The sequence below is a fragment of the Halomonas sp. HP20-15 genome, assembly GCF_033446685.1.
Classification (GTDB): domain Bacteria; phylum Pseudomonadota; class Gammaproteobacteria; order Pseudomonadales; family Halomonadaceae; genus Modicisalibacter.
The window spans coordinates 33,030-59,363 of sequence record NZ_JAWQLY010000014.1; the positions used below are offsets into that span (position 1 = coordinate 33,030).

The window sequence follows — 26,334 nt, forward strand, 5'->3', positions numbered from 1 at the left end:
CGAATGCTTCAGCGTGTCGGCGGCGCCATGAATTCGGGGCCCACCGGGTCGCTGACGTGCTCGGCGAGGAGCCGGTCGATCTCGCTCAGGTCGTCGGCACTGAGCTTCCAGCCGTCGATGGCCGCGAGCGGCTCCATCTGGTCGGGGCGCCGGCCGCCCCACAGCGCGATGCCGTTGGCATGGCTGTCGATCAGCCAGCGCACGGCGAGTTCCAGCACGTGCTTGCCGTGGCGCTCCCGGGCGAAGCGCTCGAGCGCATCCACCGCGGCCAGGTACTGCGCGTAGCGCGGCTGCTGGAACTTGGGGTCCTTGTTGCGCAGGTCGTCGCCTTCAAATTGCGTGTCGCGCCGCATCTTGCCGCTGAGCAGGCCGCGGCACAGCGCGCCGTAGGTCAGCATGGTCAGCCCTTCGCGCTCGGCGTAGGGGACGATGTCGCGTTCGGCGTCGCGCTCGAACAGGTTGAGCGGCGGTTGCACGCTGTGCAGCGGGGCGACCTCGCCGAAGGCCTGGCACTGCTCGACGGAGAAGTTGCTGACGCCGATGGCGCGGATCTTGCCGTCGCGGTAAAGCCGCTGCATGGCGCTGGCGGTCTCCTCCATCGGCACTCGAGGGTCGGGCCAATGGATCTGGTAGAGATCGATCGCCTCGGTGCCCAGCCGGCGCAGCGAGTCCTCGACTTCCCGTTCGATGCGCGGCGCGCTGGCGTTGCGCACCAGGGCGGGGATGCCTTCGCCCCACTCGAGGCCGGCCTTGCTGGCGATCACCAGCTCGTCGCGCCGGCCGTACTCGGCGAGCGCCTTGCCGACGACCTCCTCGGAGTGGCCGAAACCGTAGGCCGGGGCGGTGTCGATCAGCGTCACACCCCGCTCCAGCGCGGCATGAATGGTGCGGATCGCCTGGGCATCGTCGCTGCCGCCCCACATTCTGCCGCCGATCGCCCAGGTGCCGAGGCCGATGCGCGAGGCGGACAGGCCGCTATCGCCGATCTTGAGGGTTTCCATTGGAACGCTCCCTGTTGCCGTGGATGGTTGGACACCTAGGCTGGTCGGTTCCGGCCGCCTTGGCAAGCCGCTGGCGCTTGCCGGATCAGCGCAGGCTGGCGGCGACCGGCTCGACGCGAACCTCGACGGGCACTTTGCCAGAGCCCGCCGCGGTGTCGTCGGTGAGTACCGCAACCGGCTCGGGCGAGGCGTAGAGCAGCCGGCCGTCGGCGCGGATCTCGGCGCGCAGCACGTAATCGCGACCTGCGGTGACGGCATTGGCGTCATAGCGCAGCACCACGGGGATCGGCCCGCGGCTCAGGCGCGTGTAATTGCCCTCGGCGATCACGCCGCCGCTTGCCGAGCCTTCGCGCAGGGTGACGTTGAGTTCGGCGTTGCGCGGCAGTTCGAGCGGGGTACCGGCGATGATGCGAGCCTCGAGGCTGGCGAAGCGCGGAGTCAGCGCACAGGCGCCGAGGGCGAGCAGAACGAGCAGCGCCAAGGCCAGTCGCAGCGGCTGTGGCAGGCCGGGGTGGCGGGTCATAACGGCTCCTGATGCAGTGGGTGAATGAAGAAACTCAGCCGCTCAGCCTCCGGCCAGCTTGACCGTATAGCCCCGGGACTCGAGCTCGGCCTTGAGCACCTGGCGATGATCGCCCTGGATCTCGATGACGCCCTCCTTGACGGCGCCGCCGGTACCGCAGCGCTTCTTGAGCGTCTTGGCCAGCGCCTTGAGCTCGTCGTGGACGAGCGGCACGCCGTGCACCGTGGTCACGCCCTTGCCCTTGCGGCCGCTGGTCTCGCGACGAATGCGCACCACCCCGTCGAGCGCGGCGATGCGTTCGGCCTCGGCGTGATCGGCGCACTGACAGTCGGCGAGCGGGTGGCGGCATGCGGGGCAGGTCTCGCCATGTTCGGTCGAATAGACGAGCCCGCGCAGCTGATCCTGAAGGGATGCCATCAAGCGGCTCCTGTCGAATGGCACATGGAGTCCCGATGATAGCGCAGCACGACGCCGGCGACGATGGCCGGCACGGAGAGCGCAGTGACCGCCGCCGGGCGGCGTCAGCGGGCGGCGGCGACCGGCATGTAGTGGCTGACGGTTTCGGCGAGGCGGGCGAGGATGCCGGGCAGTTGGCCCATGTCGGTCATCGAGATCGCCCCGTCGGGGGTCTGCTCCTCGGCGGGGAAGCGATTGATGTGCACCACGCGCATGCCGGCGGCGAGCCCGGCGGCGACGCCCACCGCGGCGTCATCGATCACCACGCACTGCTCGGGCGTGAAGCCCATGCTGCGGGCGGCGTGCAGGAATAGCCCGGGGTCGGGCTTCCAGCATTGCAGCGTGTAGCCGCTATACAGGCGTTCGTCGAAGTAGCGGCGCAGGCCGGTGCTGTCGAGGGCGTTGCGGATCTTGTGCTCGGGACCGTTCGAGGCCACGCAGCGGGGAAGTTCGGACAGGGCATCGAGGGTTTCGCGAACGCGCGGGATGGGCTGAAGCTCGCGGGCCATGCGCAGGGCCATGGTCTTGCGCATCTCGGCCTCGGCGGCGCTGCGCACCGTAGCGTCGAGCGCACCGTGGCGGCGTTCCAGCTCGGCGACGATAGTCATGAAGCGTACACCGCGAAACTCTTCCATGTATTGTCGTGCGGCGAAGGGCAGGCCGACGCGATTCAGCGTATCGGCCATCACTTCCGCCAGTAGCGGTTCGCTGTCCACCAGGGTGCCATCGCAGTCGAAAAGCAGACAGAAGGGTTGGGACATTGGTCGTGTCTCTTGCGGCTAGCCTCGATAGAGCGGGCTCATACTCTTCGTTATCGGCAAGGCCGGCACGCGGTTGAGGGTGAATTGCCTTTATTTAACGAACACTGTTTTTTATCACTCTAGCGTAACCTGGCGGATTTGTCGCCCGGATCGCGAGGATCCGGGCGCACGATTGCAAACCTAGACGAAGTCCGGCGTCAGCCAGCGCGGGATGGCCAGCACCAGTTGCGGGAAGAAGATCAACAGCACGATGACGGCCAGCATGACCGCCAGGTAGAGCAGCGTCGTGCCCAGCGCCTTGAGCAGCGGAATGCCGCCGATTTTCGCCGAGATCATCAGGCACAGTCCATAGGGCGGCGTGATCAGCCCAAGCCCCAGGGCCATCACACCGATCACCCCGAACTGCACCGGGTGCACGCCGGCCTGCATCGCCAGCGGCTGGAAGATCGGCGCCAGGATCGCCATCGCCGGCAGCGAGTCCATGAAGGTGCCGATGATCAGCATCACCACCGCCATGGTGATCAGCAAGGTGGTCGGGTCGCTGATGGTGACGCCGGTCATCAGCTTGGGCGGAATCTGGTAGAAGCTGATCAGGTAACCGAAGATCGCCGCGCCGACCAGACTGAACAGCGACAGCGAGCACAGCCGCACGGTGCTGGTCGAGGCCTCGAGCACGTGCTGGAGGGTCAGCTCGCGGTAGACGAAGAACCCCAGCGCCATGGCGTAGAGCACGGCGATCACCGCAGCCTCGGTGGGCGTGACCAGGCCCAGGGTGATGCCGCCGATGATGACGATGGGAATCCCCGCCGCCAGCAGGCCATCCTTGCCCGAGCTCATCAGCTCGGTGAATTTCGCGCGCCGGCGTACCGGCACGTCGTAGCGGCGCACGTAGAGCAGGTTGAGCAACAGCTGGGCGATGCCGATCATCACCCCGGGCAGTATGCCGCCGAGGAACAGCCCGGCGATTGAGGTGTTGGTCAGCGCGCCCCACACGATCATGTTGATCGACGGCGGAATGATGATGCCCATCACCGACGAGGCGGCGGTGACGGCCACCGCGAAATGCGTCGGATAGCCCTCGCGCTTCATCGCCGGGATCAGCACCGTGCCGACCCCGGCGCTGTCGGCGGTGGACGATCCCGAGACGCCGGCGAACAGCATGCTGACCAGTACGTTGACATGCGCCAGGGCGCCCTTGAAGTGACCGACCAGGCGCATGCACAGGGTGATCAGCCGGTCGGTGATATGCGCCGAATTCATCAGGTTGCCGGCGAGCAGGAACAGCGGCACGGCGAGCAGCACGAAGGAATCCATGCCGTTGTACATGCGCTGGAACATCACCCACATGGTCAGCCGCGGATCGAGCAGGATCACGCTGAAGGCAGTCAGTACCAGCGACATGGCGATGGGCATGCCGGCGACGATCAGCACGCCGAGCAGGGCAAACAGTAGCCAGGGCAGTATGAAGGTCCATTCCATCGGCATCATGAGCGCGGCCCTCGCGGTTGTTCGCTGACGGCGAGCGCAGCGTCGTCGGCGCTGGCCAGCTCGTCGAGTTCGTTGGGGGTGTTGAGGGCGGCTTCCATCGCGTTCATGCCATGCAGCGCGGCGTGCAGCAGTCGCTCGAGGCTAAACAGCAGGATGAAAACACCGCTGACGGTGAACGCCGAATAGACGTAGATCATCGGCAATCCGGAGGCGGTAGCGCTCCGGCGCAGGCCGGAGATGGCGAAGTCCTTGCCGTAGTAGATGAAGATCACGGCCACGGCGAGGCAGGAGAGATCGCGAATCAGACGGGTCGCCAGGTCGGCCCGCGTACCGCGCGGAAACGCCTCGAGCACGAAATGATCGGCATGATAGACGCCGATCGCCGTGCCCAGCATGATCATCCACTGAAAGGCGAAGCGGCTGAACTCCTCGGTCCAGTAGAGCCGCGGCAAGAGTGGCAGGTTACGGCTGACGATCTGATAGATGATCAACAGGATGAAGCCCAGCAGCAACGCCAGCAGGATCGCATTGAGCAGGCGTTCCAGTCCCCGGTTGAGCCGTGACAGGCCATGCAGCAGTGCGGCCATGGCGTTGTCCTCATGGTTGATGATGGAAGGGGTGGCAAGAATAGGCCGGGCACCGCTCACGGTGCCCGGCGGCGGGCTCACTGGCCCGCGTTGAGGATCTTCTGATGCAGCTCGCTCAGGCCCATCTCGTCGATGACCTCCTGCAGCGGCTCGGCAACGATCTCCATCATGCGCTCACGGTCCATCGGATACAGCGTCGCGCCTTCCTGCTTGAGGGTCTCGAGCGCTTCGGCATCCTGCTTGAGCTGGACGTCGCGCGCATAGCTGGCGGCTTGCTGGGCGGCTTCCATCACCGCCTGCTGCTGGCTCTCGTCGAGCCCCTCCCAACTCATCTGCGACATGGTCAGCAGGCGCACGGTGATGTCGTGCTCCGACAGGCCGATATGCGGCGCGACCTCGTGAAAGCGCATGCGCTCGATCCACTCGGCCTCGTTGAGCAGGCCGTCGATCACGCCCAGTTGCAGGCCGGTGTAGATCTCCTTCCAGGCCATCACCGTGGGTTCGGTGCCCAGCGCCTTCCAGGCGGTGATCAGCGGTTTGGTGGGATTGGTGCGCAGCTTCATGCCCTCGAGGTCGTCGAGGCTCTCGAGCGGACGCGTGCTGACGATCTGGCGCTTGCCGCCGCCGAAGAAGGCCAGCACCTTGACGCCGGTCTCGTCCTCGATCTTGTCGGCGATCTCACGGCCCACTTCGCCGTCGAGCACCGCGCGCCAGTGCTCGACGTCGCGGTACATGAACGGAATCGAGAACACGTTGGCGGTGTGCGAGAAATCGGTGATCAGGCCGGGATTGATGATCGACAGGTCCAGCGCGCCGGCCATCTGCTGCTCGAACATCTCGGTCTCGTGGCCGAGCACCGAATTGCCCAGGATGGTCACGCCGATGTCGCCGTCGCTCTTCTCGGCGACGAGTTCCTTGAACTTCTCGGCGCCCAGTTGGTAGGCGGTGTCCTCGGCGCCGCCATGGCCGAAGCGCAGTTCCACGGCCTGGGCCGCACTGGCGAGCCCCAGCGAGAGGGCCAGTGTCGCCCCGGCGAGAAGCCCGCGGCCGAGTCCACTGCTCCTGAGCGGTTTTGGATCGATCCATTTATGAGTCATGAGTCACCTCGTTGTTATCGCCTGCCAGCGGACAGGTCAGGGGTTGGTGAGTGGTCTGGCGTGACGTGCGTCGGGCTGCGGCGGTGTGGCCGGATCCTGACTGCGATCGGCCGCGTTGCTCGAGTCGCGCACCTGGAGTCGGGGCGAAAGTATCACTTGCTCCCGCGCCCCGTCGGGGTCGGCGATGCGGCGAAGGGCGAGACGCGCGGCCTCTTCGCCGATGGCGTAGGGGTGGGTGGCCACGCTGGTCAGCGGCGGGTCGCTGAGCGCGGCTTCCTCGACGTCGTCGGTGCCCACCACCGCGCAGTCGATGCCGGGCGTCAGGCCCAGCCGTTTGAGGCCGAGCATGGCGCCGAAGGCCATCAGGTCGTTGTGGCAGATCACCGCGGTGGGCGGCGTCGGTTCGCGCATCAGCGACTGGATCGCCTCGAAGCCGGCACGCCGGGTCAGCGCGGTGCGCAGATGCCGGGGGGCCAGGCCATGGCCGGCGATGGCCGCGAAGTAACCGCGCCAGCGCGCCAGGGTCGCCGAGTGCTCGGCCTCGCCGCCGATGAAGGCGATCTGGCGGTGACCCTGCGCGACCAGATGGTCGACGGCCAGGCGCACGCCCTGTTCGAAGTCGGTGCCGGCGTAGTCGAAGGGCGGCTCGCCGATATGCCGCAGGACCTGCACGCAGGGCATGTTCCAGCCGCCGAGGGTCTCGATCAGGGCGGGGTCGGTGCCTTCGGCCGGGCACAGCAGGATGCCGTCGACGCGATGCTCGCGCATGCGTTCGAGAAAGCGCAGCTGGCGCTGCGGCGAGTCCTCGCTGTTGGCCAGGAAGGATACGTAGTTCTCGCGGTGCAGCGCGGCGTCGATACCCGCGACCATGGCGCCGAAGAACGGGTTGGCGATGTCGTAGACCACCACGCCCAGGGTATGCGTGCGGCTGCTGCGCAGTGCCGCCGCGCCGCGGTTGTAGACGTAGCCCAGCGCCTTGATCGAGGCCCTTACGCTCTCCCGGGTGCGCTCGGCGACCAGCGGGCTTTCACGCAACACCAGCGACACCGTCGAGCGCGACACCCCGGCATGCGCGGCGATGTCCTGCAGGGTCACGCTGCCTTCGCGGGGTGTAGGGGTGTGTCGCGGCGCTCTCGGCATTGCGATCTTCCTGGACGATTGATTTTTGGATTGATCCAAATCGTAGGAGAGCGTCGTCCGGATACCAATTACTCTTTAGTGGTAAGCGACGGTGATAAGTAGTGGTAAGCGACGATGATAAGCGAGCACTAACGGGTTGTGGCGCGGCGTGCGAAAGGGCCTTGCAGGAGCGCCGCGGCAGAGCGCCGCCTCGGCGGGCGGCGCTTAATTTGGCCCGGGCTAGCCCTGGCGCCGCTCCCAGGCGGCTTCGTTGACCAGGCTGATCGGCCGCTCGCCGTTGAGCGCGAGCATGATGTTGTCGACCGCACGGCCCGCCATTGCGGTGCGTGTCTCGTGGGTCGCCGAACCGATGTGCGGTAGCGCGACGACGTTGGCCATGTGCGGCAGCGGCGAATCGGCGGGCAGCGGTTCCTGTTCGAAGACGTCGAGCCCCGCGGCGCGGATCTCGCCGGCTTCCAGCGCCGCGATCAGCGCCGCCTCGTCGACGACCTTGCCGCGGGCGATGTTGATGAAGATCGCGCTCGATTGCATGCGCGCGAACTGCGCGGCGCCGAACAGGTGGGTCGTCTCGGCGGTCAACGGCACGGTGACGCAGACGAAGTCGGCTTTCTCGAGTAACTCGTCGAACTCGCAGCGCCGGGCGCCGAGTTCGGCTTCCAGCGCGGGCTTGGGCGAGGCGTGGGCGTAGAGCACCTGCATGCCGAAGCCCAGCGCCCCGCGTCGCGCCACGGCAGCGCCGATACGGCCAAGGCCGACCATGCCCAGCGTCTTGCCGTGCACGTCGGTGCCATAGAGCGGCGCACCGATGCTTTCCTGCCAGTCGCCGCGCCTGACGAAGTCGGCCAGCTCGACGACCCGCCGCGCGGTGGCCATGATCAGCGAGAAGCCGGTATCGGCGGTGGTCTCGGTGAGCACATCGGGGGTATTGCACAGCAGGATGTCGCGACGGGTCAGCTCGTCGACCGGGTAGTTGTCGTAGCCCACCGAGATGCTGGCGATCGCCTCGAGATGCGGGGCGGAATCGAGCAGCTCGGGGGTGATCTTGAGACTGGCGCCGACCAGCCCGTGGGCGTCGCCGAGGGCCTCGCGAAACGCCGGGTCGTCCGCCGACTCGAGATCGGGGAAATAGTCGACCTGGAACTGCTCGCTGAGCTGCTCCAGGTGCCGGTCGGTGAGCCGCCGGAAGGCGACGATGCGCTTTTTCATGATGTCTCCGCTCGTTGGTTGCCGCTTGTCGTTATCGCTTGGCGTTATTGATTTGTCACCGCCGCTCAATCCAGGCCGGGCAGTGCGCGTTCCAGTTGCTGCAGATGCTCGCGCAGGGGCAGGCCCTCCATGTCGCCGAGCACCTGGACCGCCTCGGCGCCGATCAGGTTGCCGCGGCGCAGCGCGGCGCGCGGCGACAGGCCGTCGAGCAGCGCGCTGACCACGCCCACCGCGAAGCCGTCGCCGGCACCGACGGTATCGACGACCTTGGCCACCTTGAAGCCTTCCACGGTGAAGCTCTGCGTGTGGCTGCGATAGTAGCTGCCCTCGGGGCCGAGCTTGATGATCACCGCCTTGGCGCCTTGGTCGAGATAGAAGCCGGCGATGTCGTGGGCGGACTCCAGGCCGGTCAGCCGGTGCCCCTCGGCAAGCCCGGGCAGTACCCAGTCGGCGCGTGACGCCAGGCCGTTCAAGGTGTCGCACATCTCGCGTTCGCTCTTCCATAGGCTGGGCCGCAGGTTGGGATCGAAGGAGATGCTGGCGCCGGCCTTGCGGGCATGCTCGAGCATGTGCACGGAGAGCGCCCGGGCGGTGTCCGACAGCGCCGGGGGGATGCCGGTGGCATGCAAGTGGCGGACCGCCGTGAAGTCCACCGCGTCGGCATCGGCGGGGCTCAGGTGACTGGCGGCGCTGCCACGGCGCACGTATTCGACGTGCGGGTCGGAGCCATCCTCGGTGCGGGCCTTGAAGACCAGTCCGGTGGAATGCTCGGGATCGCGGATCAGATGGCGGCAGTCGAGCCCTTCGTGCTCCAGCGTGCGGCGAATGAAGCGGCCGAAGCTGTCGTCGCCGACCCGGCTCAGCCAGCCGACATGAAAGCCCAGCCGGGCCAGGCCGATGGCGACGTTGGTGTCGGCCCCGGCGATGCCGCGGGCGAAGCGTTCGACCTCGGCCAGGTCGCCGGGCGTCTCGGCGACGAACAGCGTCATCGCCTCGCCGAAGGTGAGGATTTCGGGATTCTCTGCGCGGCTCATGGTGAGGCTCCTGTGCAGTTTGGTGAAGGTGGCTGTTCAGCAGGCCGCTCGCGTCGGCGAGCCGGGCTCGCCGCATCGCTCAAAGCCGCGCCAGGCGGGCCAGCTCGTCGCGACTCACGGCGACGAGATCCTCGCCCTGCAGGGGGAACTCGATGGCCCGTGGCACGCATGGCGGAAACGCGGCGAACAGTGCATGCCAGTCGTGCAGCTCCTCGGCGCTGGGCACCGCGGCGTGCGGCTTGCCATCCCGCCAGACCACGCCCTTGCAGTGCACGTAGCGGACGTAACGACCCAGGCGGTGTGCCGCGTTTACGGCATCGCCGCCGGTCCAGGCCCAGTTGCCGATATCGAAGGTCATGTAGAGCGGGCAATCGGCCTGCTCGGCATCGTGCAGGCAGATGGCGAGCGGCTCGAGCGTGCCGCCTTGCGGGGTCTGGTCGTTTTCCACCATCGTCAGCGCCACCGGCGCGGCGGCAAGTGTCTCGCGCAGCGCCGTCCAGGCTTGGGCCGGGCCGCGTCGGTAATTGCCCAGCGAGAACTTGATCGCCCGCGCGTCGAGCGCGGCGGCCTCGGCGAGCCGTTGGCCCAGCGTGGCGGCGGGCGCGTCGTCCTGCCACAGTTCGTCGGCCGCGGAATAGACCACGCTCAGCCGCTGCCGGGCGCAGGCCTCGCCGAGTGCCGCGAAGGCGTCGAAGCCGGCGGGCAGTAACTCGCGGCGGATCTCCACGCCCGTCGCGCCGGCCGCGGCCAGCCAGGGCAAAATGCCCTCCTGGCCGTGTGCGGCGACCGCCGCATGGCCATAGGCGGAGGTGGCGATCAGTTGCGCCGGGCGGTCATGGGTATCGGCCAGGGTACGCTTGGTCATGCATGTCTTCCGTCGTCGGGTTCGTTGGGCCGCCGAGACGGCCCGCGAGGGTCGGCCTGTCAGCGCTGCGTGGAGCCGCGCGCGATCAGCCGCGCCATGAAATCGGTGCGCCGCGGCGGGGCGCGGCGAGGGTCTTCGTCGAGCCGTCGCAGCAGGCTGTCCACGGCGGCCCGGCCGATCGCCTCGGTGGGCTGGGCGAGGGTGGTGATGCCCGGGCCCGCCAGCGCGCACCAGTCGAGCTCGTCGATGCCCAGCAGCCCCGTCTCGCCTAGCTTCACATCAAGCATGCGCAGGGCGTGGGTCACGGCCAGGGTGACGTTGCCGTTGGCGCACAGCAGCGCGTCGGGCCGCTCCGGCACGGCGCCCAGAAAGCCCGCCAACGCCTCGCACAGTGCGGATTCCCGGTCATCGCCGGAGCCGAGCGCCTGGACGTGCACCTCGCCGACGAAGCCGCCCTGCGCGTGACGCTCGTGAAAGCGTTGCAGGCGGGCCTGGCGCGAACTGGCCGCCTCCGGCGGTTCGCTGACGTAGAGCAGGCGCCGGTAGCCGCGTTCGAGCAGATGATCCACCGCCATGTCGATGACGCGAGCGTTATCGAGCCCCACCACGTCGGCCTCGAAAGCGCCGAGGGTGCGGTCGAGCAGCACCAGCGGTGTGCCCTGCTCGGCGAATGCCTCGAGTTCGTCGCTGGGCCGGCCGGCGGCGTTGATCACCAGCCCCTCGACCCGATAGGCGGCGAGCAGCGCCAGATGCTCGCGCTCCTGAGCCGGATCGTTGTCGGTATTGCACACCAGCAGCGAGAAACCGCGCTCGCGACAGGCCTGTTCCACGCCGTGCAGCACGTCGACGCTGAACGGATTGCGGATGTCCGCCACGACCATGCCCAGCAATCGCGAACGCCCGCCCTTGAGCCCGCGCGCCATCTGGTTGGGGCGATAGCCCAGGCGCGCGATCGACTGGCCGATACGCCCCTGCAGGGTCGCCGAGAGCCGGTCGCGCTCGTCGCTCAGGTAACGCGACACGCTGGTCTTGGAAACGCCGGCGTCGCGGGCGACCTCGAGAATGGTCGAGCGGGCGGCACTCTTCTTGTCACTCATGCAGGTCGCTCATATAGCCATGCCATGCCGCGTCGCGCGACAGCGTGCCAATCGCCCGCTGCGCGGAAGCCTCAATGCGTGGCGCATGATTTATGAAACCGTTCCCATCGTAGGTCGGTCGCATGGGCGAGGCAACGACGGAGAGTTAGACGTTGGTCGTGCAGCATTGACCCGGCGATGATCGGACATGCAGGGAATTCCTGGCGCGATGGCATCGGGCAGCGTCGCGGAGCGGGCGGCTGAGCGGTGGAGCTGCCGGTCGATCAGCCCCGGGGCGGCGAACCCTCATCGACCAAGGCGATCAGGTTGGCCAGAGCTGGCGAGTCGTTGCCGCTGCGCCAGGCGAACCACAGCGGCATGTCGCAGTCGTCGAGTTCCGGCAGGCGCAGGAAGCGGATGCCGGGCATCGGATGCCAACTGCTGGCCGCCGGAACGATGGCGACCCCCAGGCCCGCGGCGACCATGCTGAGAATGGCGATGTTGTCGGCGCCGTACTGGATGACCCGGGGCGTGAAGGCGTGACGCTGAAAGTGGGCGAGCATGCGGTCGTAGTAGACCGGCGAGGCCTGGCGAAAGCCCCAGACGATGCCGGCGTCCTCCAGGTCGGCGAGCCGGGTGGGCGGTGAGTCCGACCATTGCGAGGCCTCGGGTACGGCGAGGATCAGATGGTCGCAATGCAGCAGACGGGTTTCCAGCCCCGGCTGGGCGTCGCTGTCGAGATAGAGCACTCCGGCGTCCAGGCGGCGGTCGCGCAAACGCTCGAGCTGAGGGCCGGAGAGTAGCGGAAAAACCTCGAAGGCGACCCCGGGGTAGCACTGCCGGTAGTCCGAGAGCAGGCCGGCGACCTGGGGAACCCACAGGTGGGTGACGGTGATGCCCAGGCTCAGCTTGCCACTCAGGCCGCTGCCCAGGGCATAGAGCCGGCTCTTGATTCGCGCGCGGTGATCGAGCAGCTCGCGGGCCTCCTCGACCAGCGCCCGGCCGGCCACGGTCAGTTGCATGCCGCGAGCATGACGGTCGAACAGCCGTGTCTCCAGGTCTTCCTCGAGAAGGCGGATCTGGCGGGTCAGCGCGGGCTGGGCGACATGCACGCGGCGGCTGGCCGCCGATACCGAGCCGGCCTCGACCACCGCAAGGAAATAGTGCAGTTGCCGGAACTCCATGGCATCTCCGTGACTAGCAATGCCGAAATAGTATCGCAGATATCCACCAATAATATTTTTGCTATCGGTGGGGTGAATCCATAGTGAGGGCACAATCCACAACAAGCTCGCCGTAGCGGGCAGGACCTTCACCATGAGCAAGACCTACCATGCGCTGGTCGGGGGACACTTCGTGCTGTGTACCCTGGCGATGATCTGGCCTGGCGCGCTGATCGCCAACCGCATCGAACCGACCGTGTTCGGGCTGCCGTTCCTGTTCTTCTGGTACATCCTGTGGATGCTGGTGCTGTTCGCCGGTCTCTGGACGGCCTACCGGGTGCGTCACGGGGGGCGCCGGCATGACTGATTCGCTGATCGTTACCGCCATTACCCTCTGCTACTTGGCGATGGTGCTATGGGTGGGCCTGCGCGGCCGCGGCCAGGACAGCGCCACCAGCCTTGAAGGCTATGTCGCCGGTGGGCGCCACGTCGGCGTAGTGATCCTGTTCTTCATCCTGGGTGCCGAGATATTCTCGGCCTTCGCCTTTCTCGGCATGCCCGGCTGGGCTTATCAGCGCGGTGCGCCGGCGCTGTACATCTTCGCCTACCTGGGCCTGATACCTATCGCCATCTGGGTGATGGGGCCGCGGGTGGCCGAGCTGGGCCGTCGTCGCGGTTACCTGACCCAAGGCGATCTGCTCGCCGATCATTATCGCAGCCGCGCATTGGGTCTGATCGCCGGGGTGATCGGCGTGCTGGCCCTGTTGCCCTACCTGACCATTCAGATCGCTGGCGCCGGGATGCTGTTCCAGGCCGCCACCGACGGCCTGATCCCTTTCTGGCTGGGTGCCTTGCTGGCCTTCCTGGTGGTCGCCGCCTATGTGTTCTGCAGCGGCCTGGGCGGCATCGGCTGGACCAACCTGGTGCAGGGCATCATGATGATCGTCATCGCCTGGTTCCTCGGGCTGACGATTGCCAACCGGCTCTATGGCGGGGTTGGCGAGATGTTCACCCGGATCCAGCTCGAGATGCCCGAATACCTGACCCTGCCTGGGGCCACCGGCATGGGTTGGGGAGCCTTCAGTACGGCGATCCTGATCAGCGCCTTCGGCGGCGCCATGTGGCCGCACCTGTTCATGAAATTCTATTCCGCGGACAGTGGCCGCTCGCTGCGCCAGGTCAGCGTGTTCTATCCGCTCTATGCCTATCTGCTGGTGCCGCTGCTGTTCATCGGTTTCGCCGGCGTGCTGGCCTTCGCCGATGCGCCGCTGGCGCGTCCCGACAGCGTGCTGCTCGAACTGGTGCTCAAGGTCGCAGACTTCTCGCCGTGGGTGATCGGCTTGATGCTCTCCGGGGCGCTGGCGGCGGCGATGTCCACCGGCGCCAACCTGGCGCATACCGCGGCGGTGGTACTGACGCGCGACGTGCTCGGCACCACCCTGATGCGCAACGCCGATGAACGTCGCACGGTGGCCGTGACCCGCTGGTGCGTACTCGGACTGTCGCTGGTGGCCTATCTCATCGCGCTGGCTAATCCCGCCTCGCTGGTATTGCTGCTGCTCGGGGCCTATGGGCTGATCGTGCAACTCTTGCCGATGGTCATGGGCGCGCTGTTCTTTCCCTCGCTGACCCGCGCCAGCGTATCGCTGGGGGCGCTGCTGGGCAGCCTGACCTTCCTGATCTTCCAGTTCCCGGTGGCTTCGCCCTTCGGCTGGCACCCGGGCGTCTGGGGCTTGGCCGCCAACCTGCTCGTCGTCGTCGCCGTGCAATGGCTGACGGCGCGCCTTCCCCGGCCGCACAAGGCGGCCGTCTGACCCGACCGATTCCCGAGGAGCCACTGCCATGATTGACGAGATCACACGACCTGACCTCGCGACGGCCATCGAGGCCGGCGTCGAGCGCGCCTACGAGGAGGTCCAGACGCTCTATCGCCAGTTGCACCAGCATCCCGAGCTGCCATTTCAGGAACACGCTACCGCGGCCCACCTAGGCGCGGCGCTGGAAGCGCTCGGCTACGCGGTGACCCGCGGCGTCGGCGGTACCGGTGTGGTGGCGCTGCTGCACAACGGCGAGGGGCCGACGGTGATGCTGCGCAGCGACATGGATGCATTGCCCATCGAAGAGCAAACCGGTCTCGACTTCGCCAGCCGCGCGATCGGCGAGAACGCCGACGGCGAGTGCGTGCCGGTCATGCATGCCTGCGGCCATGACCTGCACAGCAGTTGCCTGGTCGGTGCCGCGGCGGTGCTGGCGGAACTGCGCGCTAGTTGGCAAGGCACCTTGATGCTGGTCTGCCAGCCCGCCGAGGAAGTCTTCGGCGGGGCGCGGGCGATGCTCGACGATGGCCTCTATACGCGCTTCGCGCGTCCCGACATCGTTCTCGGCCAGCACAACATGCCGGCGCTGGCCGGCAGCGTCGGCCATCTGTCCGGCCAGGCGATGGCCGCCGCCACGACCCTCGGCGTAACCATTCATGGCGCCGGTGGCCACGGCTCGATGCCGGCGCAGACGGTGGACCCGGTAGTGATCGCCGCCCATGTCGTCACCCGCTTGCAGACCATCGTCTCCCGCGAAGTGCCGCCCGACCAGACCGTGGTGGTCACGGTGGGCAAGCTGCACGCCGGCACCCAGGGCAACATCATCCCCCACAGCGCCGAGCTGGAGATCAACGTGCGCGGTTTCGACAATCACCTGCACGAGCGGGTGCTGGCGTCGATCCGGCGTATTGTCGGTGCGGAGTGCGAGGCCGGACGCTCGCCCCGGGCGCCGGAGTTTCGCGTGCTCTCCGAAACCATCGCCCTGAACAACGATGCCGAGGGCACCGAGCGGGTACGCCGCGCCCATGCCGATCATTTCGGCGCGGCGCGGCTGTTTGCCATGCCGCGCCTCAACGGCAGCGAGGACTTCCCCTACTTCGGCAATGCCGAGGCGGGCGGTTTCGGCGGCCCGGACATCCCCTGCGTCTACTGGTATATCGGCGCGACGGCCGAGGCGCGCTGGCACGCTACGCCGGGTGCGAGCGTGGCCGAGAAGATGACCCATCTAGAAATGCCGCACTCGCCCTATTACGCGCCGGGACAGGAGGCTACCCTGCGGACTGGCATGGCCGCCCTGGTGACAGGCGCGCTAGCCTACATGGTGCGCGTCTGACTCGGCTTCCGGGGCGGGCGGCGAATGGCCACTAACCACAGACGAGGTGTGGCATTTGGGAAACTGGGTGTATGGGCTGGATCTCGCGGGGGTGGCCGTATTCGCGCTGTCGGGCGTCATGCTGGCCTGCCGGTCACGCATGGACCCGTTCGGCATGCTGGTGTTGGCGGCGGTGACCGGCATCGGCGGCGGTACACTGCGCGATCTGCTGCTCGGCGTGCGGCCCGTCTTCTGGGTCACCGAGCCCAGCTACCTGTGGATCATCGTCGCCACCGTCCTGGTGTCGATCGTCGGGCTGCGGCATGTCCATCATCTGCCGCGCCACATCCTGCCCATCCTGGATGCCTTCGGCCTGGCGCTGTTCACGGCGATCGGCGCCCACAAGGCACTGACCCTGGGACACACGGGCATCGTCGCCGTGCTGATGGGACTGCTGACCGGCGTGGCGGGCGGCATCCTGCGCGATATGCTCGCGCGACGGGTGCCGCTGGTGCTGCGTCGCGAAATCTATGCGACGGCCTCGATCGTCGGCGCCAGCAGTTATATCGGCCTGGCGTACCTTCCCATCGCCCCCGAGGTGGCGATCACGCTGGGCGTCGGCATCACCCTGGCGCTGAGGCTCGGGGCCATTCGCTGGCAGCTGTCCCTGCCGGTCTTCGTCTGGGTGCCGCGAACGCCCTCGGCGTCCCGCGAGCAGGCGTCCGACGACACGCAGCCAGCGGGGGAGGGCAAGCCCGCCCCGCCGCGTCACAAGATGCGCGTACGCATGATCGTGCCTGAGCGGCGGCGCACGCGACGCTGACCGGCCGCCGCGGTCTCATTCCTGCAAGTGATTGGCGTGCAGCACCTGATCGGCGGGACCGAAGCGCTCGGCCGCGGTGTTGTGCTGGTGCCAGTAGGGATAGAGCAGCGCCGGACGGCTGACCTTCTCGATGGCGGCGATCTCGTCGGACGCTAGGGTGAGCTCGGCGCTCGCCAGGTTGTCCTCGAGTTGCTCATCCTTGCGCGCACCGATCACCGCGGTTGACACGCCGGGCCGGGTCAGCGTCCAGGCCAGCGCCACCTGAGCGGCGGAAACACCGTGGCCATCGGCGACTTCGACCAGCGTATCGATCAGCTCGAAGAGTTTCTCCTCGTCGTGGATCGGCGGCTCGGTCCAGCCCTGGCTGAAGCGCGTGCCGTCGGGGTTGCGCTGACCGCGGCGGTACTTGCCGGAGAGCAGGCCGCCGGCGAGCGGACTCCAGACCATGGTGCCGAGCCCTTGGTCGACGGCCGCCGGCATCAGTTCGAATTCGGCGTCGCGGGCCTGGGCGGTGTAGTGGATCTGCTGGCAGACCGGCTTGATGAAGTTGTGCCGCTCGCAGATCTTGAGCGCCTTCATGACGTGCCAGGCGGACCAGTTGGAGACGCCGTAGTAGCGGATCTTGCCGTCGCGCACCAGTTGATCCATGGTCGCCAGCGTCTCTTCGAGCGGCGTCAGGCCGTCCCACTGGTGCATCAGGTAGAGGTCGAGGTGGTCGGTCTGCAGCCGTTTCAGGCTGGCCTCGCACTGGCGCAGGATGTGATGGCGCGACAGGCCGCCGTCGTTGGGGCCGTCGCCCATCGGGAAACGCACCTTGCTGGCGATCAGTACGGCGTCGCGCTTGGCCTTGAGCGCTTCGCCGAGGATCTCCTCCGAGCGGCCCTCGGAGTACATGTTGGCGGTATCGAAGAAGTTGACGCCCCGCTCGATGGCCATGTCGATCTGGCGCTGGGCGTCGCCCAGGCCGGTGTCGCCGACGCTGGCCATCTTGCCGACGCCGCCGAAGGTCATGGCGCCCAGCGTCAGTGACGAGACGCGCAGGCCGGAGTGGCCGAGATTGCGATAGTCCACAGTGCTTTCCTCGTGCATGCAGCCTCACGTGGGAGGCCTGTTGTATGGAGCCCGCTGCAAGCGCCCGAAGCGATAACCGCGATGGGCGCAAGAAAGCCCCGCCGCTGGCGGGGCTTGGCACGACATGCAATCAGGCCGCGACGTAGACGGTACGCACGTTGAGGAACTCGCCGAAGCCGTATTCGCTCTGCTCGCGTCCGTAGCCGCTGCCCTTGACGCCGCCGAACGGCAGCTCGGCGAAGGGGGTGGTCGGGCGGTTGACGAAGCTCATGCCCACCTCCAGGCGTCGCGCGACCTGCTCGGCGCGCTTGACGTCCTGGCCGACCACGGTGCCGCCCAATCCGTAGGGGCTGTTGTTGGCCAGCTCGATGGCATGTTCGGTGTCGTCGGCGGTCACCACCGAGGCCACCGGGCCGAACAGCTCCTCGTCGAAGGCCGGGTTGCCGGGCGCGACGTTGGTCAGCACGGTCGGCGCGTACCAGGCGCCGGGCTTGTCGAGGATCTCGCCGCCGGTCTCGACCCGTGCGCCGTTGCGCACGGCGCGCTTGACCTGATCGTGGAGATCGTCGCGCAGGTCCTTGCGTGACATCGGGCCGATGTTGGTGCTCTCGTCCATCGGATCGCCCACGCGGAGTTTCTGTACCTGGTCGACGAGGCGCTCGGTGAAGCGCTCAACCAGCGGTTCGACCACGATCAGCCGCTTGGCGGCCGCGCAGCTCTGGCCGGTGTTGTCGAAGCGCCCATCGATGGCGATCTCGACCGCCTTGTCGACGTCGGCGTCGTCGAGCACGATCAGCGGGTCGATGCCGCCGAGCTCCAGCACGCTGGGCTTGATCAGCTCGCCGGCGGTCTTGGCCACCGCCTTGCCGGCTTCCTCGCTGCCGGTCAGCGTCACCCCGCAGACGATCGGATCGCGCATGATGTCGGCGATCTCGCTAGAGGACACCGGCAGCCAGGTGAAGGTGCCGTCCTCGAAGCCGGCGTCATGGAACAGCTGGGTGATCAGCTTGGCGCTGCCCGGCACGTTGGAGGCGTGCTTGAGCAGGCAGGCGTTGCCGCCGGCCAGGTTGGGCGCGGCAAAGCGCACGACCTGATAGAGCGGATAGTTCCATGGCATCACCCCGAGCACCGCGCCCATCGGGTCGCGGACCACCTCGGCTTTTTGAGCGCCGGCCACCTGCTTGGGCTTGGGCGCCATGAAGCTTTCGGCATTGTCGGCGTAGAAGCGCACGATGGCGGCCGAGATCTGGGTCTCGGCGATCACGTCGCCGAATTTCTTGCCCATCTCGTGGCAGATAACTTCGGCGATGTCGGCCTGGCGTTTCTCGATCAGGTCGGCCACGGCGTGCAGTTTCCTGGCGCGTTCGGCGACCGGCAACCTGCGCAACTCGTCGAAGCCGCGGCGGGTGCCGTCCAGCTTGGCCCTGATCTCCGACTCGCTGAGCATCTCGTGCTCGCCGATCACCTTGTCGTTGGCGGGGTTCACGGCGGTTAGCGTCTTGCGGCTCATCGCATCCTCCTTGGCGTTGACTGCTAGGGAGCGCGTGTTCATTCCATTCGCATGCTCACAGTGTAGACAGTGATGCTGAGACACCGTCCCTTCAAGGGGGGCGCTAAAGGGCGCGACGAGTCCCCGTTTCGATTATCTTATGCCGCTGAGCGTGAGGAGCCCGCTCGATGGCCGCCCGCGTTGATTTCGTTCACAGTAACGGGCTGCGGCCCGACGACGAAGGCCGGATAGAGGAGGAGTTCGTGAAGCTGTTAGCTGACCCAAGACACATCGGATGGCTCGTCTGCTCAGTGCTGGTGCTGATCATGACCCTCGGCACGGGACTGGCATCGGCCAACCCCGAGGCGGATTGCGACCGCCGCGTCAGACCGGGGGAGGACCTGCAGAATGCGTTCGACGGCTTGCCAAGCAACGGCCAGCACCAGACGGTATGCCTCGACGCGGGCACCTATCGCCTCAACGAGATGGTGGTGATAGAGCGCGGCAACCTGACGCTACGCGGCCAGGCGAGCGAGGGGGCAAAGGCCACGGTGCTGCAGATGCAGGAGGGCATTTCCAGCCCGGTGCTGGTGCTGGGCGATGCGTACCATCGCGAACCGCAAAGCCCCGTTCGCCAGGTCACGGTGGAAGACCTGGCGATCCGCGGCGACGCGAGCACGGAGCGCGAGTTCAAGCCGGCGCTGCCTTACCTGAGCAATAGCGGACTGATCGTCAGGCGCGGTGAAGGCATCGTGCTGCGTAACCTGGATATTCGCCATTGTCGCAGCGCCTGCCTGCTGACCGAGTATCACAGTCGGGATGTGCTGATCGAGAACAACTATATCAGCCAGGCCGAGTGGGATGGCTTGTCGCTCAACCGGGCCGGGCCGACGCGGGTGGTCGGCAACGTCATCGAGGACAACGTGGCGGCGGGCATTACCGTCGAATACCTGCAGGGCAGCGAGGTCGTCGACAACGTCATCGCCGATAACGGCTCGCATGGCCTGTACCTGGCCGACGCCGAGCACAATCGTTTCAGCAACAACCTGATCAGGAACAATCAACTGGCCGGGGTGTTCCTGACCTGTTCGATCCGCCATCGTGACCCGGTGCTGTGCTGGGACGACAGCTTCAGCCGCGACAACGTGTTCAGCAACAATCGCTTCGAGCACAATCGCTACGGCTTTCGTATCGCGGTGGACAAGGCCGCCAACTGCCAGGAACGCGGCGGGCCGCCGACCAATGTCTCGCGGGGCGATGTCTTCGTCGACAGTCCCAACAAGGAACCCGCCTGGGAAGAGTACGGCCGTTGTATCGCCTATGACGGCAGCCGAACCCTCGAGACGCCGGATTCGCAGAGCCCGGGCTGAGCGTTGCTCACGCGAGCGCGGGCGGCCGGCCGTTCAAAGCGCCGCCAGGCGGCGCGAGTTGGCGGTGCTGCGGCTATGGTAGGGCTCGAGCGCACGTTGTCCGGTTTCCCACCAGGGGGCGTAGCTGCCGGTACACAGGCTGAACAGCGATTGCTGCAGCTGTGCGGCGACCTCGATTCCGGCATCGAGCTTCTCGGTCACCATGCGCTGGTTCTCGTCGAGCATGGCCGGGCTGGTGGGCACGCGCGTGCACCAGAGATTATTGCGCAGGGCGATCGTCGACAGCGACGAGGTCCAGAGTTCATAGGTCATCAGGCTGACCGACCAGATGCCACTGAGGGCCGCCGGAGAGAATGGCATCAGCGGATCGAGAGCGGAGGTTTGACGCATGGGCGAACACCGTGGTGGGCTTGGCTACATGGATTTATCGGCAGCAGGACCGAATGTCTTCAGTGCATACTACAGGGATACCGGTCGCCATGCTGCATTGCAGTATCGGCATCCGCAACCGCCTCGGCTACGCTGAGGGCGTGGCGCCTCGCCGCCATCGGGCGGCAAGGATTCAGGGAAGAGCCGAAATAGGAGACGCTCATGAGAGACGAAACGCTTTGGTCACTGCTCAGCACCGGCGCGGCCATCGCCGCTGGCATAGCCGCCAGGAACGGTACGCGCAAGGCCTATGAACGCAAGATCGGCAAGCCTCCGCTCGATCCCTACGATCGTGACGTGAAGTGGCGTCATGCGCTGCTGTGGGGGGCGGGCACCGGGATGGTCGTCGGCGTGTCGCGAATCATCGGTCGGCGCGCCGGCAGCGAGGCGGTACGGCGGGTCCAGCGTCGCCGTCAGCGCCGCCAACGGCTGCTCGATTACGGCCGTCGCCCGCTGGGCTAGCGGCATTGAGCGGCATGCGACCAAAGGCGAATATATTAGACCAAGGTCTAAGGTTTGGGCATAATAGTCGGTAACTTGTAATCAACAGGGGCAAGAACCATGACTACCCAGACTTCCTCCCTTTCCAGCGCCGCTCGGGCTTCCTTGTTGAAGCGTATCGGGGTGAAGGCCTATCGCCTGCTCGACAGCATGACCGAGAGCGCCTATCGCGGCTTCCTGGCCCAAAGCGCCGGTCGTTACGGCATCGACTGAACCCTCGGTCGCGGACCGGTAGTCGTCGCTTCAGATCCAGTCCAGCCATTGCCACCACAGGTAATCCAGCGGCCACAATAGCCCCAGGCTGAGGGCCGCCATGATCAGCAGCACCCGCATGGCGTCGCGCAGTCGCAAGCCGGTGCTGATCAGGCCTACCACCAGCGGCGGCGCCTGGTAGGGCAACAGTACGGTAGAAAACCCCACCACCTGACTCATGGTGATCGCTTCCGGCGACCAACCGGTTATCGTGGCCATCTCCGGGGCCAGCGGCGTGAGTACCGCCGGCACCCCGGGTAACGTGACCAACGTGCCCAGCGCCGTCGCCAGACCGCTCAGCAGGCCGAAGGTCGCCGCATCGCCGGTGGTGCCCAGAGGCAACGCTTCGAGCAGGACGTGTGCGATGCGCGCGCCGAGCCCGCTTGCATGCGCCAGCGCGCCGAGACTGACGATTCCCGCCACATAGATCAGCGACTCGAAGTTCAGCGACTGCAGCGGTCTGTCTTTCATCAGTCCGCTGCCCGGAAACAGACAGACGAGCGCGATAGCCATGCCGATCCAGGCCGGTGAAACGCCATGCCAGGCATCGCTCAGCCACAGCAGTACGGCCGCGGCGAGCAGCCAGGCGAGCCGCCTCTGCGCCCCGTTCAGGGGCGACGAAGCGCCGGCTTGCCGCGCCTCGGGTCGTGGGTCGCTGTCCGGGTAGAGGCGCAGCATCACCCACACCAGGATGATCGCCTTGAGCAACCCGAGCACCGGAAAGTGCAGCAGCAGATAGGCGCTGTAGCTCGGCGGCTCGCCAAGCACCGTCTCGGCGGCACCCATCAGCACGTTGTTGGGCACGTTGGCCGGCAGGATCGCGAAGGTCGGCAGATAGGTGCCCATCATGCCGCCGAGAATCACCCCGGTGCGTCCGCGCCGGCCCTTCGCGTAGCCGAGATGGTCGGCCAGCGTGACCAGGATCGGCGCCATCAACACGATACGACCCATCGCCGAGGGCATGACGAAGGCCATCGTCAGCCCCAATGTCACCACTCCGCCCACCGCCAGCCGGTAGGAGGGCGCCAGGAGCGGCCCGACGCGGCTGGCCAGGTTGCCGCCCAGCCCGGTGTGCTGAATGGCGGCGCCGATCACCAGCCCCGAGAACACCAGCCAGGTCGCCGCCGACGAGAAGCCGGCAAACACCGTATCGGCATCCGCCACACCGGCCACCGTGCAGAGCGTGAAGAACGCCAGCGCGGTCAGCCATTGCGGCAGCCAACCGGTCGCCCACAAGGCGATCGACAGCACCACCACACTCGCGGCGCGCAGCAGCGGAGCGGCCGAGGGCCACGCCAGCAGAAACCCAGCCACCCCCAGCAGCCCCGCCAGGGCGACGAGAGTGCGGACCGGTAGGCGGGTGAGCATGACGGCGGACATGGCGCTTCCTGAGAACGGGATGAGAGCTGGGAGGCGCCGAGTTTAGCAGGCGAATCAGTCGCCCACGAGGTCGGCCAGGCTAGCCGGTAGTGGCTCGGGCTGCATTTGCTGGCATCGCTGCGGTAGGCTATGCGCCATTTCGAACGCCTCGCAATGCAGGGTGTCGGCGAGCGCGCCGCCCTTTCGGCGCCGTGGCCCCTTTCAGTGCACAAGAGAGCCAACCCATGCATCGACGTTTCGTCCTGCCCACCACGTTGTCAGGCTGGGGGGTTCTGCTCGCCTTTATAGGGCTGTTGGCGCTGGGGCTGTGGCCGGTCATCGGCTGGATCAACCGGGCCCCGAGCTGGTTGGGCATGCCCGCCATCGTCGTCTGGAGCTACGCGGTGGTGTTCGCCAGTTGCGCCGTGATGGCGGTCGCCAATCGCTTCATCGACACTGAGGGGCCCGACGATGACTAGCCCGGCCCCGCTTGCGATCACCCTGAGCTATGTGGTCGTCGTCATGGCGATCGGCCTGCATGCGCGCCGCGGGCGGCGCATGGACAGCCTGGAGGAGTGGGGCGTGGCCGGGCGCAGCATGGGCCCGGTGACGCTGTACCTGCTGATCGCCGCCGGGAGCGTCAGCGCCTACACCTTCATGGGCGCGCCGGGATGGGCCTATGCCAAGGGCGTGCCGGTGTTCTACGTGGTGGTGTATCTCGCCTACCTGGCGCTGGTGGCATGGTACTGCGGGCCCCGGGTCTGGGCGTTCGGCGAACGCTTCGGCCACGTCACCCAGGCCAGCGCCATCGCCGACCGCTACCAGAGTCCCTTTCTCGGCGGCCTGTCGGCGCTGGTGATGTCGGTGGGCTCGCTGGCCTACGCGGTGCTGCAGACCATCGGCTCCGCCTACATCCTTACGGTGATGAGCGGCGGGGCGATTCCGGTATGGCTGGGGGTGATCGGCGTGTTGAGCTGCATCGCCCTGTACCTGTTCGTCAGCGGCCAGCGGGCGATCGGCCGCACCAATGCCTTCCAGGGCGTGCTGATGTTCGCCGTCGCCTGGGCGGTGGGACTGTGGGCGGTGCACGCCGCCACCGGTGGCTGGCGGCTCGCCGCGGTATTCGATCGGCTGCGCGAGGAGCATGCCGCCTGGCTGAGCCTGCCCGGCGCCGGCGGCGACATGAGCTTCCGGTTCTGGACCACCTCGGTGATCGTCTCGATGTTGTCCTTCATGCCACCGGTCTGGACACAATGGATGAGCGCCGCCTCGGCCGGCACCATCCGCCGCAGCGCCACCTGGCTGCCCAGCTATTACCTGGTGATCCTGCCGATGGTAATGGTGGGCTTCATCGGCATCTATGCGCTGCCCGAACTGGCGCGTAGCGATACCGTGGTGCTGGAGTACGCCCTGCAGCACCTGCCGGCGGTATTGGTGGGTCTGCTCGGCGCGGGGACGCTGGCGGCGTCGATGTCGTCCTGCGAGCCGTTCATCCACTCGGTGGCGCTGAGCTACGGCAAGGACGTCATCCAGCCCTTGTGCGGGCTCTCGGACGCCGCCACTGCGCGGCTCGCCCGCTGGCTGATCGTGCCACTGATGGCGCTGGTCGTCGCGCCGCTGGCGATCGCCGAGCCGGGCAGCCTGGTGATGATTCTGCTGATCGGGCTGGGATTCGCCACCCAGGTGATGCCGGCGTTCATCGGCATGTTCCTGTGGCCGCGTGCGTCACGGGTCGGGGTGATCGCCGGCATCCTCGTCGGCTTCGTCGTCACCACCGCATTCACCACGCTGTGGAAGCACCCGCTGGGCATTCACGCCGGCTTCTGGGGGCTGATGATCAATCTGCCGGTGTTCGTCGCGGTGTCGCTGGCCACCCGCCCGGTGGATGCCGCGGTGACCGAGCGTTTCTTCCGCATCGCTGCGCCGCAGTGGTATCGGCGTCACGGTAAAAAGGTGATTCGGACCCACAACGCCCGAGAAAGCGCAGCACACAACGATTAGCGCTCGCCGCAGTTGGCCCGGTAGCGCTCGCTGTCGGCACCCAGCGTCACGCGCTCGCTGACCTTGCTGTAGAAGAACGCGCCGCCGCTGTCCGTCGGCGACGCGAGGGCGTATTCCCCGCAGACGCCATAGCCCTTGTTGACCTCGTGCATGGCCGTCAGCTCGACCTTGATTGGGTCACGGCGCTCGCTGGCGAGCGAGGCGGCGATGGCCTGCTCGATGCGTTCGTCGAGCTGGCTGTCGGAGAACGCCTGGTAGCCGAAGATCGCGGCGAAGGCGATGACGCAGGTGGCGAGAGGGATGATCAGGTTGTGCATCGGGCGATCCCTGGTGGTTGGTTCGCGGGGCCGCTAGGCATCGCCAGGCAGGCGAGGCGTCCGTCGGCGAAGGCCGTTGAAGCCTTCGCCGATGGACGTAGCCGCGGCGCTCAGTTCACCTGCGGCGCCAGTTCGCCGGTCTCGTAGCGCTGGGCCATCGCTTCCAGGCCGAGCGGCTTGATGCGGCTGGCGTTGCCGGCCGTGCCGAAGGCCTCGAAACGGGCGGTGCACAGCTCGCGCATGGCGCCGACGGTCTCCTTGAGGAACTTGCGCGGGTCGAACTCGGTCGGATTCTGGGCCAGGAAGCGGCGCACCGCGCCGGTCGAGGCCAGCCGCAGGTCGGTGTCGATATTGACCTTGCGCACGCCGTGGCGGATGCCTTCGACGATCTCCTCGACCGGCACGCCGTAGGTCTCGGGGATCTTGCCGCCATACTCGTTGATGATCTCGAGCCACTCCTGGGGCACCGAGGAGGAGCCGTGCATCACCAGGTGCGTATTGGGGATGCGCTCGTGGATGTGCCGGATGCGCGCGATGGACAGCGTGTCGCCGGTCGGCGGACGGGTGAACTTGTAGGCGCCGTGGCTGGTGCCGATGGCGATCGCCAGGGCATCGACGTGGGTCGCGGCAACGAAGGCGGCGGCCTCCTCGGGATCGGTGAGCATCTGTTCATGGGACAGCGTGCCCACGGCGCCGACGCCATCCTCTTCGCCGGCCTGGCCGGTCTCCAGGCTGCCCAGGCAACCCAGCTCGCCCTCGACGGAAACCCCGCAGGCGTGCGCCATCTCGACGCTGCGCCGGGTCACGTCGACGTTGTAGGCGTAGTCCGCGGGGGTCTTGCCGTCTTCCTCGAGCGAGCCGTCCATCATCACCGACGAGAAACCCAGCTGGATCGAGCGCTGGCAGACGGCGGGGCTGGTGCCATGGTCCTGATGCATGACCACCGGAATGTGCGGGAACTCCTCGATCGCGGCCAGGATGAGATGGCGCAGGAAGGGCGCGCCGGCGTACTTGCGGGCGCCGGCGGAGGCCTGGACGATCACCGGCGAATCGGTGGCGTCGGCGGCTTCCATGATGGCGCGCATCTGTTCCAGGTTGTTGACGTTGAAGGCCGGCACGCCGTAGCCGTAATCGGCGGCGTGGTCGAGGAGTTGGCGCAGGCTGATCAGGGCCATGGGTGTGCGTTTTCCTGATGG

General features: G+C 67.1%; 28 protein-coding genes. 9 read left to right on the plus strand and 19 right to left on the minus strand.

The features are described 5' to 3' along the window. Nucleotides 1-8: 8 nt before the first annotated feature. The 13 genes from R6258_RS16335 to R6258_RS16395 form a co-directional block, all read right to left on the minus strand. Nucleotides 9-1,001, minus strand: coding sequence for an aldo/keto reductase (locus R6258_RS16335; protein ID WP_318452765.1), 993 nt, complete (start codon nucleotides 999-1,001; stop codon nucleotides 9-11). Between the two features lie 85 nt (nucleotides 1,002-1,086). Then, nucleotides 1,087-1,524 carry a YbaY family lipoprotein gene (locus R6258_RS16340; RefSeq protein WP_318452766.1) on the minus strand — a complete coding sequence of 146 codons (438 nt, stop codon included), beginning with the start codon at nucleotides 1,522-1,524 and terminating at the stop codon, nucleotides 1,087-1,089. A 42-nt stretch (nucleotides 1,525-1,566) separates the two neighbouring features. Further along, nucleotides 1,567-1,941 (minus strand): translation initiation factor Sui1, encoded by a 375-nt coding sequence (locus R6258_RS16345; RefSeq protein WP_318452767.1) that lies wholly within the window; start codon nucleotides 1,939-1,941, stop codon nucleotides 1,567-1,569. A 104-nt stretch (nucleotides 1,942-2,045) separates the two neighbouring features. Continuing rightward, nucleotides 2,046-2,741, minus strand: a complete 696-nt coding sequence (locus R6258_RS16350) for an HAD-IA family hydrolase (protein ID WP_318452768.1) — start codon at nucleotides 2,739-2,741, stop codon at nucleotides 2,046-2,048. Between the two features lie 180 nt (nucleotides 2,742-2,921). Then, complete coding sequence (locus R6258_RS16355; protein ID WP_318452769.1) at nucleotides 2,922-4,229, minus strand: TRAP transporter large permease; 1,308 nt, start codon at nucleotides 4,227-4,229, stop codon at nucleotides 2,922-2,924. Further along, the gene (locus R6258_RS16360; protein WP_318452770.1) at nucleotides 4,226-4,816 is read right to left on the minus strand and encodes a TRAP transporter small permease; all 591 of its coding nucleotides are present in this window, start codon (nucleotides 4,814-4,816) and stop codon (nucleotides 4,226-4,228) included. Before R6258_RS16360 ends, R6258_RS16355 begins: the two co-directional genes overlap by 4 nt. A 77-nt stretch (nucleotides 4,817-4,893) precedes the next feature. After that, a complete protein-coding gene (locus R6258_RS16365; protein WP_318452771.1) occupies nucleotides 4,894-5,913 on the minus strand; it encodes a TRAP transporter substrate-binding protein in 1,020 nt (339 codons plus the stop codon). Nucleotides 5,914-5,949: 36 nt separating this feature from the next. Continuing rightward, complete coding sequence (locus R6258_RS16370; protein ID WP_318452772.1) at nucleotides 5,950-7,053, minus strand: LacI family DNA-binding transcriptional regulator; 1,104 nt, start codon at nucleotides 7,051-7,053, stop codon at nucleotides 5,950-5,952. Between the two features lie 219 nt (nucleotides 7,054-7,272). Further along, a complete protein-coding gene (locus tag R6258_RS16375) occupies nucleotides 7,273-8,259 on the minus strand; it encodes a D-glycerate dehydrogenase (protein WP_318452773.1) in 987 nt (328 codons plus the stop codon). 65 nt (nucleotides 8,260-8,324) lie between these two features. Then, nucleotides 8,325-9,293 carry a sugar kinase gene (locus R6258_RS16380; protein ID WP_318452774.1) on the minus strand — a complete coding sequence of 323 codons (969 nt, stop codon included), beginning with the start codon at nucleotides 9,291-9,293 and terminating at the stop codon, nucleotides 8,325-8,327. A gap of 79 nt (nucleotides 9,294-9,372) precedes the next feature. Next, nucleotides 9,373-10,158 carry a sugar phosphate isomerase/epimerase gene (locus R6258_RS16385; protein ID WP_318452775.1) on the minus strand — a complete coding sequence of 262 codons (786 nt, stop codon included), beginning with the start codon at nucleotides 10,156-10,158 and terminating at the stop codon, nucleotides 9,373-9,375. A 59-nt stretch (nucleotides 10,159-10,217) separates the two neighbouring features. Next, the gene (locus R6258_RS16390) at nucleotides 10,218-11,255 is read right to left on the minus strand and encodes a LacI family DNA-binding transcriptional regulator (protein ID WP_318452776.1); all 1,038 of its coding nucleotides are present in this window, start codon (nucleotides 11,253-11,255) and stop codon (nucleotides 10,218-10,220) included. A 263-nt stretch (nucleotides 11,256-11,518) separates the two neighbouring features. After that, on the minus strand, nucleotides 11,519-12,418 hold the full coding sequence (locus R6258_RS16395) for a LysR family transcriptional regulator (protein ID WP_318452777.1): 900 nt from the start codon (nucleotides 12,416-12,418) through the stop codon (nucleotides 11,519-11,521). 133 nt (nucleotides 12,419-12,551) lie between these two features. On the opposite strand from R6258_RS16395, the gene R6258_RS16400 reads away from it, so the two are divergent. From R6258_RS16400 to R6258_RS16415, 4 genes are read left to right on the plus strand one after another with little or no spacing between them, the layout of a single operon-like run. Beyond that, on the plus strand, nucleotides 12,552-12,764 hold the full coding sequence (locus R6258_RS16400) for a DUF3311 domain-containing protein (protein WP_318452778.1): 213 nt from the start codon (nucleotides 12,552-12,554) through the stop codon (nucleotides 12,762-12,764). After that, nucleotides 12,757-14,211, plus strand: a complete 1,455-nt coding sequence (locus tag R6258_RS16405) for a sodium:solute symporter family protein (protein ID WP_318452779.1) — start codon at nucleotides 12,757-12,759, stop codon at nucleotides 14,209-14,211. The genes R6258_RS16400 and R6258_RS16405 overlap by 8 nt, the downstream gene beginning before the upstream one ends. A gap of 28 nt (nucleotides 14,212-14,239) precedes the next feature. After that, on the plus strand, nucleotides 14,240-15,547 hold the full coding sequence (locus R6258_RS16410) for an amidohydrolase (protein ID WP_318452780.1): 1,308 nt from the start codon (nucleotides 14,240-14,242) through the stop codon (nucleotides 15,545-15,547). A 55-nt stretch (nucleotides 15,548-15,602) separates the two neighbouring features. Continuing rightward, a complete protein-coding gene (locus R6258_RS16415) occupies nucleotides 15,603-16,349 on the plus strand; it encodes a trimeric intracellular cation channel family protein (RefSeq protein ID WP_318452781.1) in 747 nt (248 codons plus the stop codon). 15 nt (nucleotides 16,350-16,364) lie between these two features. Here the strand turns inward: R6258_RS16415 and R6258_RS16420 are convergent, their stop codons facing one another. Next, complete coding sequence (locus R6258_RS16420; RefSeq protein ID WP_318452782.1) at nucleotides 16,365-17,420, minus strand: aldo/keto reductase; 1,056 nt, start codon at nucleotides 17,418-17,420, stop codon at nucleotides 16,365-16,367. A gap of 130 nt (nucleotides 17,421-17,550) precedes the next feature. Beyond that, on the minus strand, nucleotides 17,551-18,930 hold the full coding sequence (locus R6258_RS16425) for an NAD-dependent succinate-semialdehyde dehydrogenase (RefSeq protein ID WP_318452783.1): 1,380 nt from the start codon (nucleotides 18,928-18,930) through the stop codon (nucleotides 17,551-17,553). 242 nt (nucleotides 18,931-19,172) lie between these two features. Between R6258_RS16425 and R6258_RS16430 the strand changes: the two genes are divergently transcribed. After that, entirely contained in the window at nucleotides 19,173-20,279 is a 1,107-nt protein-coding gene (locus R6258_RS16430) for a right-handed parallel beta-helix repeat-containing protein (RefSeq protein WP_318452784.1), read from the plus strand. A gap of 33 nt (nucleotides 20,280-20,312) precedes the next feature. Here the strand turns inward: R6258_RS16430 and R6258_RS16435 are convergent, their stop codons facing one another. Next, nucleotides 20,313-20,669: a hypothetical protein gene (locus R6258_RS16435; RefSeq protein ID WP_318452785.1), complete on the minus strand. Its 357-nt coding sequence runs from the start codon at nucleotides 20,667-20,669 to the stop codon at nucleotides 20,313-20,315. 201 nt (nucleotides 20,670-20,870) lie between these two features. Between R6258_RS16435 and R6258_RS16440 the strand changes: the two genes are divergently transcribed. Both R6258_RS16440 and R6258_RS16445 read left to right on the plus strand, forming a co-directional pair. Beyond that, nucleotides 20,871-21,170: a DUF4235 domain-containing protein gene (locus tag R6258_RS16440; protein WP_318452786.1), complete on the plus strand. Its 300-nt coding sequence runs from the start codon at nucleotides 20,871-20,873 to the stop codon at nucleotides 21,168-21,170. 99 nt (nucleotides 21,171-21,269) lie between these two features. After that, nucleotides 21,270-21,422, plus strand: coding sequence for a hypothetical protein (locus R6258_RS16445; RefSeq protein ID WP_318452787.1), 153 nt, complete (start codon nucleotides 21,270-21,272; stop codon nucleotides 21,420-21,422). Between the two features lie 30 nt (nucleotides 21,423-21,452). Here R6258_RS16445 and R6258_RS16450 read toward each other — a convergent pair whose 3' ends face one another. Continuing rightward, nucleotides 21,453-22,841 (minus strand): SLC13 family permease, encoded by a 1,389-nt coding sequence (locus R6258_RS16450; RefSeq protein ID WP_318452788.1) that lies wholly within the window; start codon nucleotides 22,839-22,841, stop codon nucleotides 21,453-21,455. A gap of 224 nt (nucleotides 22,842-23,065) precedes the next feature. Here R6258_RS16450 and R6258_RS16455 point away from each other — a divergent pair, with 224 nt between their 5' ends. Further along, nucleotides 23,066-23,299, plus strand: coding sequence for a hypothetical protein (locus R6258_RS16455; protein ID WP_318452789.1), 234 nt, complete (start codon nucleotides 23,066-23,068; stop codon nucleotides 23,297-23,299). Next, entirely contained in the window at nucleotides 23,292-24,821 is a 1,530-nt protein-coding gene (locus R6258_RS16460) for a sodium:solute symporter family protein (RefSeq protein WP_318452790.1), read from the plus strand. Before R6258_RS16455 ends, R6258_RS16460 begins: the two co-directional genes overlap by 8 nt. On the opposite strand, the gene R6258_RS16465 is transcribed toward R6258_RS16460, so the two are convergent. Both R6258_RS16465 and fba read right to left on the minus strand, forming a co-directional pair. Continuing rightward, the gene (locus R6258_RS16465; protein WP_318452791.1) at nucleotides 24,818-25,138 is read right to left on the minus strand and encodes a hypothetical protein; all 321 of its coding nucleotides are present in this window, start codon (nucleotides 25,136-25,138) and stop codon (nucleotides 24,818-24,820) included. The genes R6258_RS16460 and R6258_RS16465 overlap by 4 nt on opposite strands. 110 nt (nucleotides 25,139-25,248) lie before the next feature. Further along, nucleotides 25,249-26,313 carry a class II fructose-bisphosphate aldolase gene (gene fba, locus R6258_RS16470; RefSeq protein WP_318452792.1) on the minus strand — a complete coding sequence of 355 codons (1,065 nt, stop codon included), beginning with the start codon at nucleotides 26,311-26,313 and terminating at the stop codon, nucleotides 25,249-25,251. Nucleotides 26,314-26,334 lie beyond the last annotated feature (21 nt).